This window comes from Roseburia sp. CLA-AA-H209, assembly GCF_020687575.1.
GTDB classification, from domain to species: domain Bacteria; phylum Bacillota; class Clostridia; order Lachnospirales; family Lachnospiraceae; genus Roseburia_C; species Roseburia_C amylophila.
This window is the reverse complement of sequence record NZ_JAJEQU010000005.1, coordinates 12,143-27,416: the sequence shown is the minus strand read 5'-3', so window position 1 is coordinate 27,416 and position 15,274 is coordinate 12,143. Positions and strand designations below refer to the sequence as shown.

Below are 15,274 nucleotides of genomic sequence, written 5' to 3'. Positions count from 1 at the left end.
TTCTCGAAGTAGAAGAGTGTGAAACACTAATGTAGCAACGGAGGTAAAGACAAACAGCAAGGACAAAGTGCAGGAATACTATGAGAAACTGTGTAAAAAGTTCCCGGAGATTACTTTTAATACGGGTAGCAGTCTTATGAGTGGAAATGAAAATAAAGTGGTAATAAATCTTTCTAGCGAATGTCTAAAGAAAATGGCAAATGATCCGGAATTTGCCAAGAAAGTAGAGTTTAATTTAACTGGTGCAGTACCGGGACAGAATAGAATGTTTGCACAAGCCAAAGCTGATAATGCAGTGATACATGGTGTTACAACTGTAATAGATGCCGATGGGAATGCTTCTGTTACTTGCGGAGGTATGACAAGAACCAGTGGTTCAAAACAAAATTCAACTACATTGAATGCGGAAAAGAAACAAAAAGAAAGATTATAGAAAAAGCGTGAGGAAAGAAAAATCTCAGAAGAAAAGGCAGCTAAGAGACGGGCAGAGAAAAAGGCGCAGTTGGAGAAGCTGACAGAAGATGAAACGTTTACAATATCAGCTACTGGCACTGATGTAAAAAGTGTTACGCAGAACCTCTTAGCTGCGGTTTCTGGTACATCTGCGCCGACAGGGGCAAGTTTTGATATAAAGGCATAAGGAGAAATTGTTCATATTCCGCAAGGCGCATAAACCTTTGCTTTTGCGGACTGCCCGGACTTATTGCAAGGGGGCAGGGGCGGCAATATAAAAAATTGATGACAATGGAGGATTAGGAAATGGCTATTAATGGAGTCGGACATAATTATGATTATTTGGGAACGACTACAAATTATATACGGGGAAAAGCAACTGTTAGGGAAGCAATCTCAAAGATGGTGAAGCAGTAGGCAAATCTTTCTATTTCTGATGCAGGAAGAAATATGCAGCGGGAAATGGCAAGCAAATTTGAACCCGATTCGGATTATACCAATGTCAGGGAACTGACAATACAAAATACAAATGAGGTTGCTTGGGAACACTATACCGCAATGCGGGATATTAGCAGCCTAACATTAAAAGACGGGAATTATAATGTTGAAGATGTGATGAAATCTATAATGGATACATATGAAACCCGTTATAATGAAATCGTAAAAGAACATGAAAATGGAGATCGTGAAGTTTCCTACGAACTTACGGGGAAAAGGTCATTGACACTTGACGAAGATTTAGCCGGATTGGACGAAGCCTTTAAAATGCGTCTGGCAAATTTAGAAGGATATATTACCTGTCAACAAACCAATAAAGCATTTGAAAACGCAGGCAGTTCATGGTATTTCCGTAGAAATAGCCCTCAAAATGAAGTAAAAACACAAGATAAGGCTCAAATGTTTGATACAAAATATCAGAAAACCGCAGTATCAATAATGGAGCAGGCTAAAGAGAAGTTTTTGGTAGCCTTTAAAAGTATAAATTACAAACAAGGAACAGCAACAAGCATACTATCGGATATTATGAAAAAGTGCTGATAAAGGAGGATTAAAAATGGCTATTAGTGGAGTAGGACAGAGTTATTATCAGAACAATGTTGCAACAACGAAAAGTACAAAGAGCGTAAACAGCACGGGAGAAACGGGCAATACAAAGGAATTATCAGAAGCGGAAGAAATGGCGATTTTCAAAAAGGAATTTTATGCTGAAATTGATAAGATACCCAGAAATAGAACTATAACCAATGTGGCTATCAACATATCAGAGGAAGCATTTAAGAATATGAAAGATGATCCGGAGTACAGGGAAAAGATATTATCAGCACTTAAACGTGACTTAACTTCGTCCTTTGCACCGTTGGAAGCTTCTATGGTGCTCACTGTAGGAGCTACTGCTAAAGATTATAGGGGCGATTCATGGTCTGGTGTTAATAATCAATCGGAATTTTATGCTCGTTCACAAAACAGTTTTTATAAAAAGACAAGCAACAAGAAAGATAGACAAAAAGAGCTTTTGGAAGAATATCTGGAAAAACGGGCGCAGGTTAAAAAACAGCAGCAGGAAATGTTGAATGAAAAGATTGCAAAGCAGGAACAGGAAAGAAGCCGATTATTACGGTCGTGGAACAATGAAAGGCTGTTGTCAAAAGCGTCTAATGCTTATGAAGCAAATGCTATGACGGAAGCGGTTACGGATAGTGCTTTTAAGTAAGGAGAAAGAGATATGTCAATTACATTTTTAAGTCATCCTATTCATCTGCCGGATTTTTTCAAGTTTGATAGGGAATATTTGGGAAAACAGGAAAGCCAAAATGAAGACCAGAAAGTGTTTCATAAGGATATTTTAGAGGTTTCTCAATTATCGAAAAACAGGGAAAATTTAATGGATAAAATTAAGCATACAGTTGTGCATTCGGTTACATCGTTCAGCGATATGAGAGCCGGAATATTAAAAGAAATTAGGGAAGAAAAAGGGCAGTATGACTATACTGATGTTGTAAATGCCTGCGGATTGAGTTATGCAAGGCTGTATTCTGAAATTGAACAGCGCTATGAAAATGAACAGTATTATAAGGTAGATGGGACGCCGCTGACAAAAGAAGATGAGATAGAGTGGCTGGATATACAATTTGAGCAGGAAGCGGCATGGCAGAAATCCTGTGCAAGAATAGCAGCCCAGGGGCAGGTCATTCAGGGGAAAATTTTTGAAATGCCAACAAAAGAGATGGAAGAATTGGAAGACAGCTTTTATCAAGCGAAGGATGCTTATATGAAGCTGTACCGGGAAAGCAGGCAGGTGGGGAAGCCGCTTGTTTTGCAAAATTATATATTTGGCAATGGCCGGATGTATGAAGTGCTGAACAGATTAGGTAATTTACAGGAGAGGGTGGAATAATGCGGGTTAATTTATCCAACAGTTCATTGCAGAACAGATATTTTTCAGGAACAGGAAGAAGTCATTCAGATGTCAGGTATGAACGAGCATCTGTTGAATTTCAAAGGTCTTATGATAGATGAGGTTCAACGGGTAATCATTCGGGAAAATCAGGAGATAGAGCTTACATATACCGAGTTTGAAATCTTGAAGCTTTTTGCAAAGCATCCGGGAATAGTGTTCAGTAAGGAACAGATTTATGACATTGTGTGGAAAGAATCCTATTCCGGCGATTACAACATCGTCATGAGCCATATCCGGAATATTCGGGAGAAGATAGAGGATAATCCTAGCAAGCCAAGCTATATACAGACTGTTTGGGGAGTTGGTTATCGGTTCAATAAAAATTTAATAGCATAGAAACAGGCAATTAAGAAACAAAATCTTGGTTGTCTTTTTTATTTGTAAAAACATTTACAGTGACAGGTGCAGAAAGGAGACAGGAGTACATTGCAGAAATCAAAACGAATACGGGCAGTAATGATAAAGGTTTATAAGTGAATATCGTAGTTATGCAAAGGCAGTCAATAATGGCTGCCTTTTGTCATGCAAAAAATAAGCAGATGGAGGAAATACTATGGCAGAATCTAAAACAGAAAAACAGAAAGTACAGGAAATAACGGAGAAGCTAGAGCAGGGTATCAAGGAGCTTTTTGAAAGCGAGAAGTACAAGACTTATCTGAATACCATGTCAAAATTCCATAATTACAGCTTTAACAATACTATGTTAATTGCGATGCAAAAGCCAGACGCTACGTTAGTGGCCGGATTCAAGGCTTGGCAGAAGAATTTTGACAGGCACGTTAAGAAGGGGGAAAAGGGTATTCGTATCCTTGCCCCGGCACCCTATAAAATCAAAGAGGAGAGGGACAAGATTGATCCGGTCACACAAGAACTTTTACTTGATAAGGACGGAAATCCGCAGAAAGAAGAAGTCGAGATAACAATTCCGGCATTCCGGGCAGTATCCGTTTTTGATGTGGCGCAGACAGACGGAAAGCCGATACCGGAACTTGCGGCAAAGGAGCTTCTTTCAGATGTGGAAGGGTATCAGGATATGATTCGTGCAGTAGAAGCCATTTCACCAGTACCGATTGAACTGGAGGAGATAGCCGGAGATTCCAAAGGCTACTATGACAGGGAAGCAAAGCGGATTGCGGTGCAGGAAAACATGAGCGAGGGCCAGACCTTAAAGACCATGATCCATGAGGTGGCTCACTCCAAGCTGCATAGCAAGGAAGTGGAGCAGGATGAGCAGATGAAAAAAGACCGCAATACCAAAGAAGTGGAAGCTGAGAGCATAGCTTATACAGTATGTCAGCATTTTGGAGTGGACACTTCCGATTATTCCTTTGGATATATTGCCGGATGGAGCAGTGGCAGAGATACCAAGGAACTGAGAGCTTCCATGGATACGATACGGAGGACAGCTTCGGAGTTGATTACCGGGATAGAGGAACAATTACAGGAATTACAAAGGAACAGGGAAGTATCACAGGAACAGACAAAGGAAAGTATTCTCCTCATACAGAATACTGACCTTTCAGAGTTCAGTCTGCTTGATGTATATGGCATGGACAGACCGGAACTGATGCAGGCATTGTCAGAAATGACAGACGATGACAAGTTGAGCATACAGGCATATTTGGAAAGCAGGGGTGCATGGACAACGGAAATCGGCAATCAGGATTCCAGAGAGTACGGAGAGTATCATCTGGATGTGCGTTATAACACAGATACAGATGAGCTGATTGATATGAAGGAGAGAAAGGCGGTCTATGATAAGGCAATGGAGCCGATCAATGCCGATGATGTGGTTGTTAAGTTCGCTTCCATTTTTGAAAGCGAATGGGAGGTTTTGAAAATCACAAATATGTTGAGGGATGATGTCAGAAAAATGCTCAAAGATATGGCTTCTCTTGATGAAAAAGAATGGGATGGCAATTACCTTTCATATATGGAAAAACAGGGAGCGGAAATCACGTTACTTGCGTCCAGTAGTAAGGAATTAAACGGAAATATGCCGGACTTTTGGGATTATGAATACGATTTTGATGCAGGTCTGACGGATGCGGAGAAATTGTCTGTCATTCAACAGGCAGAGCATATCATTAACCGGTTGGAGCATGGACAGCCTGCCTTTTCCGATGATGAAAGAAATCTGATTGTAAATTATGCTTATAAGCTGAGTAATGTGGAGAAAACAAGGGAGCTTGCAGAACATATCTACGCACAGGAAGTGGATGGAAATCAGGATGTTGCATTAGCAATGTTTGATGCACAGGCAGAAATCGACGCACTGCCGGATAGCATGGTCGGAATATCTGAAATGCAGGAATATGGCTATACATGGAATGAAATGTTTCCTCTGACACAGGAAAGGGCAATAGAACTATTTGATCATGATTTGCCTGTGTATCTTCTGCATACGGACGGTTCCGAGACTACTGTATCCGATAGAAAACAGATTACAGAACATGACGGGATGTGTGGCATTGAAAAAGGGGACTGGCTGAATGAACGAAAGCTCCAGATGATGCAGGAAGAACTTTCAGAGAGTGATTCCAACAGGGAAGCACAGCTTTTGTATGGAAATACCGATAAATATGGCATTTATCAGTTGAAGGATGATCCTGAACTGGATAAGTTTCGCTTTGAAGGAACGGAAAGCCTGAAGCGTATGAGAATAACCAAAGATAATTTTGATGCTGTATTGCCGGAAAATTATAAGCTCGTGTATATGGGAGAACTGACGGAATTGCAGGGACAGACACAGTCGGAAACATTGGAAGCAATCTATACAAAGTTCAATATTGACCACCCGGCAGATTATAAGGCTCATTCGCTTTCAGTCAGCGACATTGTAGTATTGCATGAGGATGGCGAGAACAGCGCACACTTTGTTGATTCTTTTGGATTTACGGAACTGCCGAAGTTTATGCTGACATTGGAAGGCAAGGAGAACGAAATACAGACAGAGCTTGCGGTACATATCGCAGACCGTTATATCCTTATGCATGAATGTGATGAGGGATATGATTACTCCATTCTGAATGAGCAGTATCATTTACTGGATGGCGGTGTTTATGACAACCCGGATATTACGATTCAAAGAGCAATGGATATGGTAATTGCAGACTTGCAAGAACCACGCTTTTCATCAGTCACAGAGCAGTATTATCGTGACGAATATTTGCAGGGCGAAGTATATGCGGGTTCTGAGGTGGAGATTGTAGATTATGAGGAGCTTTCAGAAAAAGCGGAGGAAGTGGAACGGGCAGATTTGGAAGCAAAGCAGGCAGAATTCAGAGAGAACAATCCGGATGTGGTTGCAGATTTCCGGGCAAAGACAGAAGAATTGTTTCATAGTCTGGACGGACAGAGTGCGGACGATATAGAAAAAACAGTGTATGCTTATGTGCAGTCGCAGATTGATGAATACGGTCTGGATGCGAAAATCGTGGATGTAGTGGTAGCCGGGAGCCGATGCAGAGGTATTGAGCAGGAAAATTCGGATTTGGATGTGGTTGTGGAATACACAGGCTCCACCAGAGAAGATGACCTTTTCAATATGCTTCATGAGGACAGCATTTATATTGCAGGCATACAGGTAGATATTAACCCGATTACAGAGGGCAGAACCGGAACATTGGAGACTTATCTTCCGGAGGTGGAAACTTACCTGCAGGAGAAGGCACAGCAGGAGCAGATCAACAATCAGCTTGTCACGCAGGGGAGAGAATTGGTGCAGGAACAAAACGCACTTGTATCAGAAGAAAAAGTGCTTTCTGAACTGGAAAAAGAGCCTGTAATTGAACCAGAGACAGTCCATATCACATTTACCGTTGCGGAGTGTGGAGAATTTCATAATATGGGTGAATACCATGAGGGCATTGAAACGATAGAGGAAGCTATGAAACTTTACAATGCCATTGATCCTTCCCGTATGCATGGGATTCCTTCTATTGGTGTAAATATGCACATCGAGGGGACTGAAGAATGGGAAGATGAGCAGGCAGACATTGTAAGCGGCAAGAGAATTGATGTGGATTTCCTGAATTACACACCAGAGCTTCGGGATACTCCCACAGTGCAGGATGCACTTAAAAAACTGATTGCGGCATATCCGGAGAAAGAGGTCAATGACCGGGAGACAAAAGAAACGAAGATACAGACGCTTGCGGCAGAACTTGATCAGTTATCCTATGATATTGACACTTTTGAATATAGAGACTCGGTACCGGACAGGGAAGCACAGGTTCAAATGATTGCAAATGATATAAAAAGCGGTAATGTGAAGCCATTACAGATTTTTTTGCAGACATCTATTGATGAGGGAATTGACGAGGACAGCGAAAGACAGGCAAAAGAGCTGATTGCTAAGCTGGCAGAATATAAGCCGCTTGCCAAGATCGAGGAGTTGGAGGAGCAGAATTATAACATGATTGATGACAGGCTCAACAATGGTGTGGAGAAATTCAATCGTGAGGAAGAAATGAAAGAACAGGCGGAAAAGCCGCAGGTTCGTACTTCCTTAAAGGAGCGTCTGGCAGCTAAGCAGAAGGAAGTGGCACAGGGCAAGAAAGATTCCAAAGAGCAGGAAAAATCAAAGAATACACACAGGGAGATGTAAGAATATGAATAATCCATTTACAGTTGAAGAAACCAATTTGATATGTATTTTCCATAGTGACAGCAGGGCAAAGGTTATAGAGGGCATTCATAAGGCAATGAAACATATCGACGATGATGAACTTTTAGAATTGTCGATGCGTGTGGCAGGAAAACTGGAAAGCATAGGTGATGAAGAATATGCCGGATTAGTGTTGGAAGCGGCAGAATAAAAATATGGTAGTCATTAGGTGCACCTTTTGACTACCGTTTTTTTATTAAAAATTAAAGAGGAGCCGGATCACTCCGACTCCTCCAAGTATGTGTCCGCAAACACATACCCCAATTGCTATCTATAATATACTATAGGCAGGTAAAATATGCAAGCATTATATGGAATTTTTTAAGATGTTTAAGCGAGAGAACAAATCAGGATGAATCGAAATAGCTGAAACATTCGGGTTTACAGAAGATTCGTATTCTCTTGTAATCTTTTCAAATTCACGGATGAATGATTTGATCTCTGTTTTAGAGACTTTCAGTAATTTTAAGTAGTAACAGATAAGGATGATGTAATCGCCGATTGTTTTGAAATTTATGTATGGCATCCCCATTTCTAAAATCAGGCATTGTTTCATTGGTCTTGAAGGGTCCATTTTTTTGAAACGGGTATCATATACCACATCGTTGTGAGCAATGGCATTTCTTAAATCTTTTAAGGCATATACATATTTATAAAGTAATTCCCGGTAAGTATCACTTGATAGATTGATGCCGATTGCACGGGATACTTTTTCACGCATATCAATGGTCAGGCATGAAAGCAAATATCCAAAATCGCCCATAGTGAGAATTTCAAATATTGCCCATAAAGGAACTTCATTGTAATTGACATTATTATAAAAATGAGTGATTTTCGGATTCTCTTTTCGGTATGCAGCAGCAATGGCATTTTGTATGGAGCCTTGAAGATTTAGTTTGTTGTTCTGGTATTTCTTCTTTATATCCTCACGAGTTCCGGCAGGAGCATTCTTGTAGCTGCTGATTGCCTTATCGTACATATCATAGATACTGCTGGAATCAATTTCTGACATAATGGTGTTCAAAGCAATATTTTTTAGAGCAGTTTCTATAAACATCATTTTTCCATATAAAAGAGATTTTAATTTTGTATCATATTGTATGGTTGCGTTAATCTCATTATATGAAGTGAATGGAAGTCTGTTAGAGGAAGATACAAAAAAACGGTATCCTTTATATCCGTGAAAATATCCGGTATTGATTAGTTGTTGCTTTTGTGAACTCCCTGAGATGGAAATTCCATTATCCCTAAGATGCCGCATTAAAGCATCGGGTGATTTATAATCTGTATTTGCCATAGTCTCTCCTAAACATTTGTAATAATAAATTAAGTATAATACATGGGTTTAACATTAACAAGCTACAAGATGGGATTATTCTTTTTCCTAGACTGTTCTGAGGTAAAATCGGGCTGTGTCTGACCGAGGTATTGGCTCAAATTTTCCAGTTTTCGGTTTAATGATTGAACCTCTTTTTCACAATCTTTATAGGTGGAAGTCAGTTCATTTTTCTGTTTCATCAGTTCCTGATATTCTGCTTTTAGCTTATCAACATTCAATCCTTTTAAGTTTATCCCAGTCTGCTCAAGTACACGTCGTGCACCGCCATATAGAATGAGCTGGCTTTCGTATCGGCGGAAATATGCGTCTGGGTTCTTTGACTTTTTGTAGGCGATGTGATAGGAGCGGTTGGTTTTGTACTGCTCGGCATATTTGATGATTTCTGCAAGGTCTTTCATGCGGTGTTCCAGTTTCACAACGCTCTGTTTGGCAGATTTTCCCGCTTCGGTTTTCACAGTAATCTGATGCTTCAGATCGGAGAGAGAACCAACTTCATTATAGCTTTGTGCAGCAATCTTCAAATTCTCGATAGTTGCCCATTGCTGGAGTCCGGGACTGCTTTGGAATTTTTCATCCGAGGTATCAATGAGCCTGCGGACAGAGTAGTCTTTTTTCGGAATAACAGATTTTCGCTCACGCTTCATTTCGATGCGTTCCCGGATACGTTCCTTTGTGTATTCCTTACCAAGCGATTTCATACTGCCACGGACAAAACGTTCTTTATCCAGAGGACGGAAAGAGATGTATTTGGCAGCACTTTCTTCAAAAGATTCCCCTTTAATTTCATATCCTTTGGCTCTCATTAAAAGTAAGAAATCTTCGTATGTGGAAGCTGACTTGATGCAAAAATTGATGTCTCTTCTAAGCTGGGTTTTCCAAGTAGAGCCATTCTGCTCAGACTGCCATTCTTTATATTTTTTACCACGTTCACCACCCGGAATGATGATGGAAAGGTTATGCTCTTTGCATAGTTCATCACTTAGTTTCCGGATGTGGTAATACGACTGTTTGCAGTCGTGATATTTGCTATGCTCGATGTTATCAGCAGCACAAAATATGATGTGATTATGAATATGTCCTTTATCAATGTGTGTGGTGAGAACATACGAATATTTCCCTTCTAAAACTTTGTCAGCAAGTTCTTTTCCAATGCGGTGAGCTTCCTCATAACTGACTTCTCCCGGAGCAAAAGCCTGTATCAGATGATAGGCTTTGTTAGGACTGTTCTCCCTGCAATGGTCAAGGGTGTACTTAAAGTCAATCGCTGCTGTTTCTGGCGCACACGCATAAGATGAAACATAGATTTGCTCATCTGTTTTGTCGGGATTGCAGATGTAATCTATTGCTTTATCAACGGTTGCTTTGATAGCATGGATTTTTGTGTATGCCATACTTTATTCATCAACTCCTTTACTTCATTCATATCGTCCTGATAGATGTTTCCGGTACTGTTTACCCGCTTTGCAATTTGATTCAGACTTGAGCTGATTCGTCCAAGCTCTGTATTATAATTTCGCAGATAACTGTAATCGACATCATACACATATCCATATAAAATCAGTTTGCGTAAAAAGGCTGACATGCTTTTCATGCCGGATGCTTTGAACTTGGTATTGAGAATGTATTGTTCATCATTACTGAGATAAAATTGCACCGGATTAGTGCGGTTTCGGTTTGCCATTGTGCCATGTCCTTTCTAAATTTGGGTACAAAAAAACTGCTGTAAAATGTTCGATTTTTACAACAGTCTGTTTCGTGTTTTATTCAATTTTGGGTATAATTACCCATAACAAATTGTAGCAAAAACGGTAAGAAAGGTCAATGCATTTCGACGGTAAAATGAAGAATAACCGAAGAAAAATCGAGAGAGGGTTAGGGATACTTCACTATGGAAATTCAACTACACAGACGATAGGAAAGTGTGGGGGATTTCGCCTGTGTCATGACACAGGCAGTGCTTGCTATGTGTGTTTTCGACACTCCAAAAGGGTGTGTCGGTGTTCCGATTGCTTAGGCAATCTGATTGGAACACATATCTTGGGCTGATAGAATTACTTTAGCTATTTTTTGTCCACTTGCGCTATTAAACTGTCCATTTGCGCTATCGGCTTCAGAAATTTTTATATAATTTCCGATATAATAATCGAAAAGAAAAAAGAGGTGGAACATGATAAGAATTGCAATATGTGATGATGAAAAGAACATACGAACCTATCTTTCATCACTTGTCAGGAAACAGAACATAGAATGTGAAATCACAGAGTATGCTTCCACTGATGAATACCTGTCAGATCAAAAGGAGCATGATTTGCTGTTTCTGGATATTGAAATGAAAAGCGTTGCGTCCGGTATGGACGGTATGAGCATGGCAAAACAGATCAGGGCAACGGAGCTTACAAAGCAGCCAATTATTATATTTGTTACAGGCTATGAAAAATATGTCTATGATGCTTTTGATGTAGGAGCATTTCAATACCTGTTAAAGCCTATTGATGAACAGAGATTTGCCCAAGTTTTCCGGCGGGCAGCCGAACAGATTATATCAGAAGCGGAGCAGCAGAAGAAAACGCTGGTTATCCAATATGCCAATACGAGCAAGGCTATACCGTTAGATCATATTTACTATCTGGAAAGCCAGAGCCACAAAGTTGTAATTCATATGAATGAGGAAGAACTGGAATATTATGCAAAGCTCGGAGATTTGGAAGAAGAATTGCAGGGACAGTTTTTCCGTATTCATAAGGGATATTTAGTCAATCTTGCCTGCATAGATGAGTACAACAAGACAGAAGTAACGCTTGTCAATGGAGATAAGCTGCTGATTTCAAAATATAAATATCCGGACTTTGTAAAAGCATATCTCCGGTATATGCAGTAGGAGGACAGCGGATGAGTGAAACAGAGTTTGTGTTGTTCCAAAATATAATAGGCGGAATTGAAACTTTTTTATATGCAGTCTGTCTGACAGCTTTTTTCTATCCATTTATGACAGAAAAGAAAGAACGACAGGGAAGTAAATTAAAAAAGATACTAATAGTTTTTGGAAGTTATATAGCCATATCCCTTATTGGAAACTTTGTTCCTGCTTATGGGTGGTTAGGTTTGATGATTGTAATAATTTTATTGACGGCATCTTCTGGCTATTTAGGCATGAATAGAAATTTTACATTTTTTATGGGGATTATATTTTTCTGCATTAGAAATTTAAGTATGCTGATTGTGGAAAGTATAGATTTCTTTACAAGCAGATATTGGGTGCAGGAAAAAACATTAGTAGAGGATATTTTTCGTAATGCATCATTGAATTACATTTTTATTGCCGCATTTAGAATCTTCTTGTTTTTAATTATGCTTTTTGTTGTTGGACACCGATTAGGAAAAAAAAAGATAGAACTGCAAATAAGGGAATTGTGCTATCTGATTTTGACACCGATAGTAGCAATTTTATTTGGAAATATTATTGTCCGGCTTTGGATAGTGGTGAAAGATGATTTGATTTTTCAACTTTATGAACAATATCCAATATTTCTGGGAATAGTGCCAGTAATTGCAATTTTATTCTATGCAGGAATTTTAATCACAATAGTGTCCTATCAGGAGATGGAAAAACTTCAGGAAGAAAAGAAAAAGCATTTTATTGAAGAACAACAGGTTCATTCAATACAGGAGCGAATGGAGGAAGTAGAGCAGTTTTATAACGGAATACGGCAGATGAAGCATGAAATGAGAAATCATTTGACGAATATCAAGGGACTTATGGAGAGTGGCAATTATGAGGATATGCAACAATATCTGTCAAAAATGGATGAGAGTATGAATGTGTTTGAGATAACTATTCAGACAGGCAATGCTGTTACGGATGTGATTGTAAATGATAAGCAGAAAGCAGCAAGCAAACAGGGAGTACAATTTCAATCAGAGTTCTCTTATCCGGTATCAGACAGATATGATGCGTATGATATTGGAATTATCGTCAACAATTTGTTGCAAAATGCACTTGAAGCCTGTGAAAAAATGAATACGGGGGAAAGATATATTACGCTGTCTGGAAAACAAAAAAGAAAATTTTTCCTGATAGAAGTAAGAAATTCTTTTGACGGGGAAATCAAGTTTGATAGCAATACAAATCTTCCAGTTTCCGATAAAGAAAAAGATATTTCCTTACATGGAATAGGATTATCCAATGTAAAGAGAGAAGTAGAGAAGTACATGGGAGATTTAGATATTAAGGTAAAGAAAAATGAGTTTAGTGTAACAATATTGTTACAAGAAAGGAGAACAGAAAATGAGTATTAGTGGTGTAAATGGTATTGGCGCAACTGCCTACGCTTATATGAACAGCAGTATGAAAACAACAGGGGAAGGCAATTTTGCAAGTGAAGTACAAAAGGCAGAGGAAAGACAGAGCACAACATCAACTACCTCTGCATGGGCGGGGGATATGGTTATTCCGTATCCGCCAAATTATAGTGGGTTTACATATGATAGCTCCATTTCCAATAAGTCGAAAGAGGAAATGACAATGGATGAATATAAGCAGTGGGTTATGAATGAAATGTCACAGATGCCTGTAAGTGCGTGGGTTCGTTCTACATATTCATCGGGAGCAACAGTGATTAAAGAAGAAGCATTTGAAAGGATGAAAAGTGATCCGGAGTATGAAAACTATGTTTTGAACCGGGTTCGTTCAGCATATTCAGTAAGCAGCCTGCCTGCCGGATCAAATAATGTCAGCTATGATGTTATCGGAGCATCGCCGGAAGAATGTTATGGATATGCAGGACCAGTAGGAAACAGTAGTTCCAATATTTCAGGTAATGAGAAATCGTGGTGGGAAAAACGACATGAAAAAATGGAAGAATTGTTAGCGGAGCAGGAAAAAGAAGCACTTAAAAGGGCACAGGCACGCAGGGCACAAGCACAGGAAAATTTTCTCCAAAGTCAGTTGGAAAGTAGGCAGAGATTGCAGAGTTTTTTCATGGAAAAAATGCAGAACGAGCAGGGCACTGTAAATATGTCGGCTTTTCAGTCAGCAAGTGTTTCTGCCTCCGCTGTATCAGCCTACGAGGATACAATAAGTACATTTAGTAAGAGCGTGATAGAAAGTCAAAAGCTTTAAACGAGGAGGTTTAAAAGTATGGATATACAGGCACTTGGAATGCTGAGTAATATAACAGCAATTGTGCAAAAACAAAATGTGAATACTATTTCAGGTGATATAAATGTAGAAAAGGATTTTTATGGGACTCTAAGGGAACAGCAGATAAACTGTGTAAAAGAAGATATATATAATAAATTTCATATTGATGTGGGTGCTGCAAATGGCTATTTTGAGTGCTACATTCCAAGTGATGTGCTGTACAGAATGAATACAGACACAGTATTAAGACAAAAAGTTTATGATATGCTTGCGGATTATAGCAGCGATAAATTTAAACTAACGATGCAGACACTTAATCCGCCTGTAAAAAAATGTACACTGGTTTTTGATGATAATGGAGAGGTAGTTGCCACATTAGAGCCGGATGTAGGTGGAGAGAAGGCTGATTCGGAGAGATCAAAGAATACTGAAAAAGTAAGGATAATGAATGGGAGCGATATAAAAGCCTTATTGCAAAACGATATACAGGAGATGATTGAAGAGATAGAAAGACAAGGAGTTATGGCAACGGAATATAAAAAGAAAAGTATTTTATAAATAATGTAAAAAGAGAATGCTTGGACTCAAAAAGAGAAAGCATAAGCAATTCTGACTGACAGAGGAATTGCAGAAACAGGTAGCAGCCGGAAACGGAGTTTTAAGATATTGAATTGCAAGGTGGTGAATAAATTGAAAAAAATAGTTTTAACAATTACAAGCATTTTTATGATAATAATTAGGTTTTTAATAGCAAATGATATGGGTCAAAGCGCTTTAAGGCACGATGACACATCTATAACAAATAATATATTGAATAGTAAAGAGGAAACATTTCAAGGGGTAAAAAGTAATAAAGACAGCTATGAGAGTGACATAGGATATGCAGATAATGATTTGGTGTTTCGGGAGTATTCTTGGGGGTATCGTTTAGAAAAAGGATATGAGATACTAATTGAGCAAGATAAGATTATTGGTGAAGTAGAAAACACGCAAACAATAGTTGTATTTTGGAATGATAGTGTGTATAAAGAGTTTGCTTTTGATGGCAACGATATTGAGTTTGAAATAGATAAAAGTGGCAATTACAGTTTTTATGCAATTGATTCAGATGGTAACTCCTTTGATATTATGTCGATAGTAAAAGCGTATAAATCAGCAGATGGAGGTGTAATGCCATTGTAATCAGATGTGAGTATAAGTGATTCTAGCTGACAG

General features: G+C 39.1%; 15 protein-coding genes. 12 read left to right on the top strand and 3 right to left on the bottom strand.

Going from position 1 to position 15,274, the window contains the following annotated elements; genetic code table 11:
* Positions 1 to 67 precede the first annotated feature (67 nt).
* From LKD41_RS06055 to LKD41_RS06025, 7 genes are all read left to right on the top strand, one after another.
* Positions 68 to 433 (top strand): DUF6033 family protein, encoded by a 366-nt coding sequence (locus LKD41_RS06055; RefSeq protein WP_008118586.1) that lies wholly within the window; start codon positions 68 to 70, stop codon positions 431 to 433.
* A 470-nt stretch (positions 434 to 903) separates the two neighbouring features.
* Positions 904 to 1,491: a hypothetical protein gene (locus LKD41_RS06050; protein WP_227700707.1), complete on the top strand. Its 588-nt coding sequence runs from the start codon at positions 904 to 906 to the stop codon at positions 1,489 to 1,491.
* Positions 1,492 to 1,507: 16 nt separating this feature from the next.
* Positions 1,508 to 2,164 carry a hypothetical protein gene (locus LKD41_RS06045; protein WP_008118593.1) on the top strand — a complete coding sequence of 219 codons (657 nt, stop codon included), beginning with the start codon at positions 1,508 to 1,510 and terminating at the stop codon, positions 2,162 to 2,164.
* A 12-nt stretch (positions 2,165 to 2,176) separates the two neighbouring features.
* A complete protein-coding gene (locus LKD41_RS06040) occupies positions 2,177 to 2,848 on the top strand; it encodes a hypothetical protein (RefSeq protein ID WP_008118594.1) in 672 nt (223 codons plus the stop codon).
* Between the two features lie 69 nt (positions 2,849 to 2,917).
* The gene (locus LKD41_RS06035; RefSeq protein ID WP_117947817.1) at positions 2,918 to 3,247 is read left to right on the top strand and encodes a winged helix-turn-helix domain-containing protein; all 330 of its coding nucleotides are present in this window, start codon (positions 2,918 to 2,920) and stop codon (positions 3,245 to 3,247) included.
* Between the two features lie 217 nt (positions 3,248 to 3,464).
* The gene (locus tag LKD41_RS06030; RefSeq protein ID WP_227700706.1) at positions 3,465 to 7,520 is read left to right on the top strand and encodes a YodL domain-containing protein; all 4,056 of its coding nucleotides are present in this window, start codon (positions 3,465 to 3,467) and stop codon (positions 7,518 to 7,520) included.
* A gap of 4 nt (positions 7,521 to 7,524) precedes the next feature.
* Positions 7,525 to 7,731, top strand: coding sequence for a transposon-transfer assisting family protein (locus LKD41_RS06025; RefSeq protein WP_117831464.1), 207 nt, complete (start codon positions 7,525 to 7,527; stop codon positions 7,729 to 7,731).
* A 156-nt stretch (positions 7,732 to 7,887) separates the two neighbouring features.
* Here LKD41_RS06025 and LKD41_RS06020 read toward each other — a convergent pair whose 3' ends face one another.
* The 3 genes from LKD41_RS06020 to LKD41_RS06010 all read right to left on the bottom strand — a co-directional run bounded on the left by LKD41_RS06020 (position 7,888) and on the right by LKD41_RS06010 (position 10,600).
* Entirely contained in the window at positions 7,888 to 8,877 is a 990-nt protein-coding gene (locus LKD41_RS06020; protein ID WP_117831463.1) for an Abi family protein, read from the bottom strand.
* A 62-nt stretch (positions 8,878 to 8,939) separates the two neighbouring features.
* The gene (locus LKD41_RS06015) at positions 8,940 to 10,310 is read right to left on the bottom strand and encodes a relaxase/mobilization nuclease domain-containing protein (protein ID WP_117831462.1); all 1,371 of its coding nucleotides are present in this window, start codon (positions 10,308 to 10,310) and stop codon (positions 8,940 to 8,942) included.
* Positions 10,259 to 10,600, bottom strand: coding sequence for a plasmid mobilization protein (locus LKD41_RS06010; protein WP_117831461.1), 342 nt, complete (start codon positions 10,598 to 10,600; stop codon positions 10,259 to 10,261). Before LKD41_RS06010 ends, LKD41_RS06015 begins: the two co-directional genes overlap by 52 nt.
* A 486-nt stretch (positions 10,601 to 11,086) precedes the next feature.
* Here LKD41_RS06010 and LKD41_RS06005 point away from each other — a divergent pair, with 486 nt between their 5' ends.
* The 5 genes from LKD41_RS06005 to LKD41_RS05985 all read left to right on the top strand — a co-directional run bounded on the left by LKD41_RS06005 (position 11,087) and on the right by LKD41_RS05985 (position 15,241).
* Positions 11,087 to 11,797 carry a LytR/AlgR family response regulator transcription factor gene (locus LKD41_RS06005; RefSeq protein WP_055264237.1) on the top strand — a complete coding sequence of 237 codons (711 nt, stop codon included), beginning with the start codon at positions 11,087 to 11,089 and terminating at the stop codon, positions 11,795 to 11,797.
* Between the two features lie 11 nt (positions 11,798 to 11,808).
* The gene (locus LKD41_RS06000; RefSeq protein WP_227700705.1) at positions 11,809 to 13,215 is read left to right on the top strand and encodes a sensor histidine kinase; all 1,407 of its coding nucleotides are present in this window, start codon (positions 11,809 to 11,811) and stop codon (positions 13,213 to 13,215) included.
* Positions 13,205 to 14,038, top strand: coding sequence for a hypothetical protein (locus tag LKD41_RS05995; protein ID WP_227700704.1), 834 nt, complete (start codon positions 13,205 to 13,207; stop codon positions 14,036 to 14,038). The genes LKD41_RS06000 and LKD41_RS05995 overlap by 11 nt, the downstream gene beginning before the upstream one ends.
* Positions 14,039 to 14,056: 18 nt before the next feature.
* Positions 14,057 to 14,617: a hypothetical protein gene (locus tag LKD41_RS05990; RefSeq protein ID WP_227700703.1), complete on the top strand. Its 561-nt coding sequence runs from the start codon at positions 14,057 to 14,059 to the stop codon at positions 14,615 to 14,617.
* A gap of 132 nt (positions 14,618 to 14,749) precedes the next feature.
* Positions 14,750 to 15,241, top strand: coding sequence for a hypothetical protein (locus LKD41_RS05985; RefSeq protein ID WP_055306800.1), 492 nt, complete (start codon positions 14,750 to 14,752; stop codon positions 15,239 to 15,241).
* Positions 15,242 to 15,274: the final 33 nt, after the last annotated feature.

Coding starts and splice junctions, on each gene's coding strand:
- LKD41_RS06025 (WP_117831464.1), top strand. CDS start 7,525: ATGAATAATCCATTTACAGTTGAAGAAACCAATTTGATATGTATTTTC.
- LKD41_RS05995 (WP_227700704.1), top strand. CDS start 13,205: ATGAGTATTAGTGGTGTAAATGGTATTGGCGCAACTGCCTACGCTTAT.
- LKD41_RS06035 (WP_117947817.1), top strand. CDS start 2,918: ATGTCAGGTATGAACGAGCATCTGTTGAATTTCAAAGGTCTTATGATA.
- LKD41_RS06020 (WP_117831463.1), bottom strand. CDS start 8,877: ATGGCAAATACAGATTATAAATCACCCGATGCTTTAATGCGGCATCTT.
- LKD41_RS05990 (WP_227700703.1), top strand. CDS start 14,057: ATGGATATACAGGCACTTGGAATGCTGAGTAATATAACAGCAATTGTG.
- LKD41_RS06045 (WP_008118593.1), top strand. CDS start 1,508: ATGGCTATTAGTGGAGTAGGACAGAGTTATTATCAGAACAATGTTGCA.
- LKD41_RS06050 (WP_227700707.1), top strand. CDS start 904: ATGCAGCGGGAAATGGCAAGCAAATTTGAACCCGATTCGGATTATACC.
- LKD41_RS06030 (WP_227700706.1), top strand. CDS start 3,465: ATGGCAGAATCTAAAACAGAAAAACAGAAAGTACAGGAAATAACGGAG.
- LKD41_RS06005 (WP_055264237.1), top strand. CDS start 11,087: ATGATAAGAATTGCAATATGTGATGATGAAAAGAACATACGAACCTAT.
- LKD41_RS06010 (WP_117831461.1), bottom strand. CDS start 10,600: ATGGCAAACCGAAACCGCACTAATCCGGTGCAATTTTATCTCAGTAAT.
- LKD41_RS06015 (WP_117831462.1), bottom strand. CDS start 10,310: ATGGCATACACAAAAATCCATGCTATCAAAGCAACCGTTGATAAAGCA.
- LKD41_RS06000 (WP_227700705.1), top strand. CDS start 11,809: ATGAGTGAAACAGAGTTTGTGTTGTTCCAAAATATAATAGGCGGAATT.
- LKD41_RS06040 (WP_008118594.1), top strand. CDS start 2,177: ATGTCAATTACATTTTTAAGTCATCCTATTCATCTGCCGGATTTTTTC.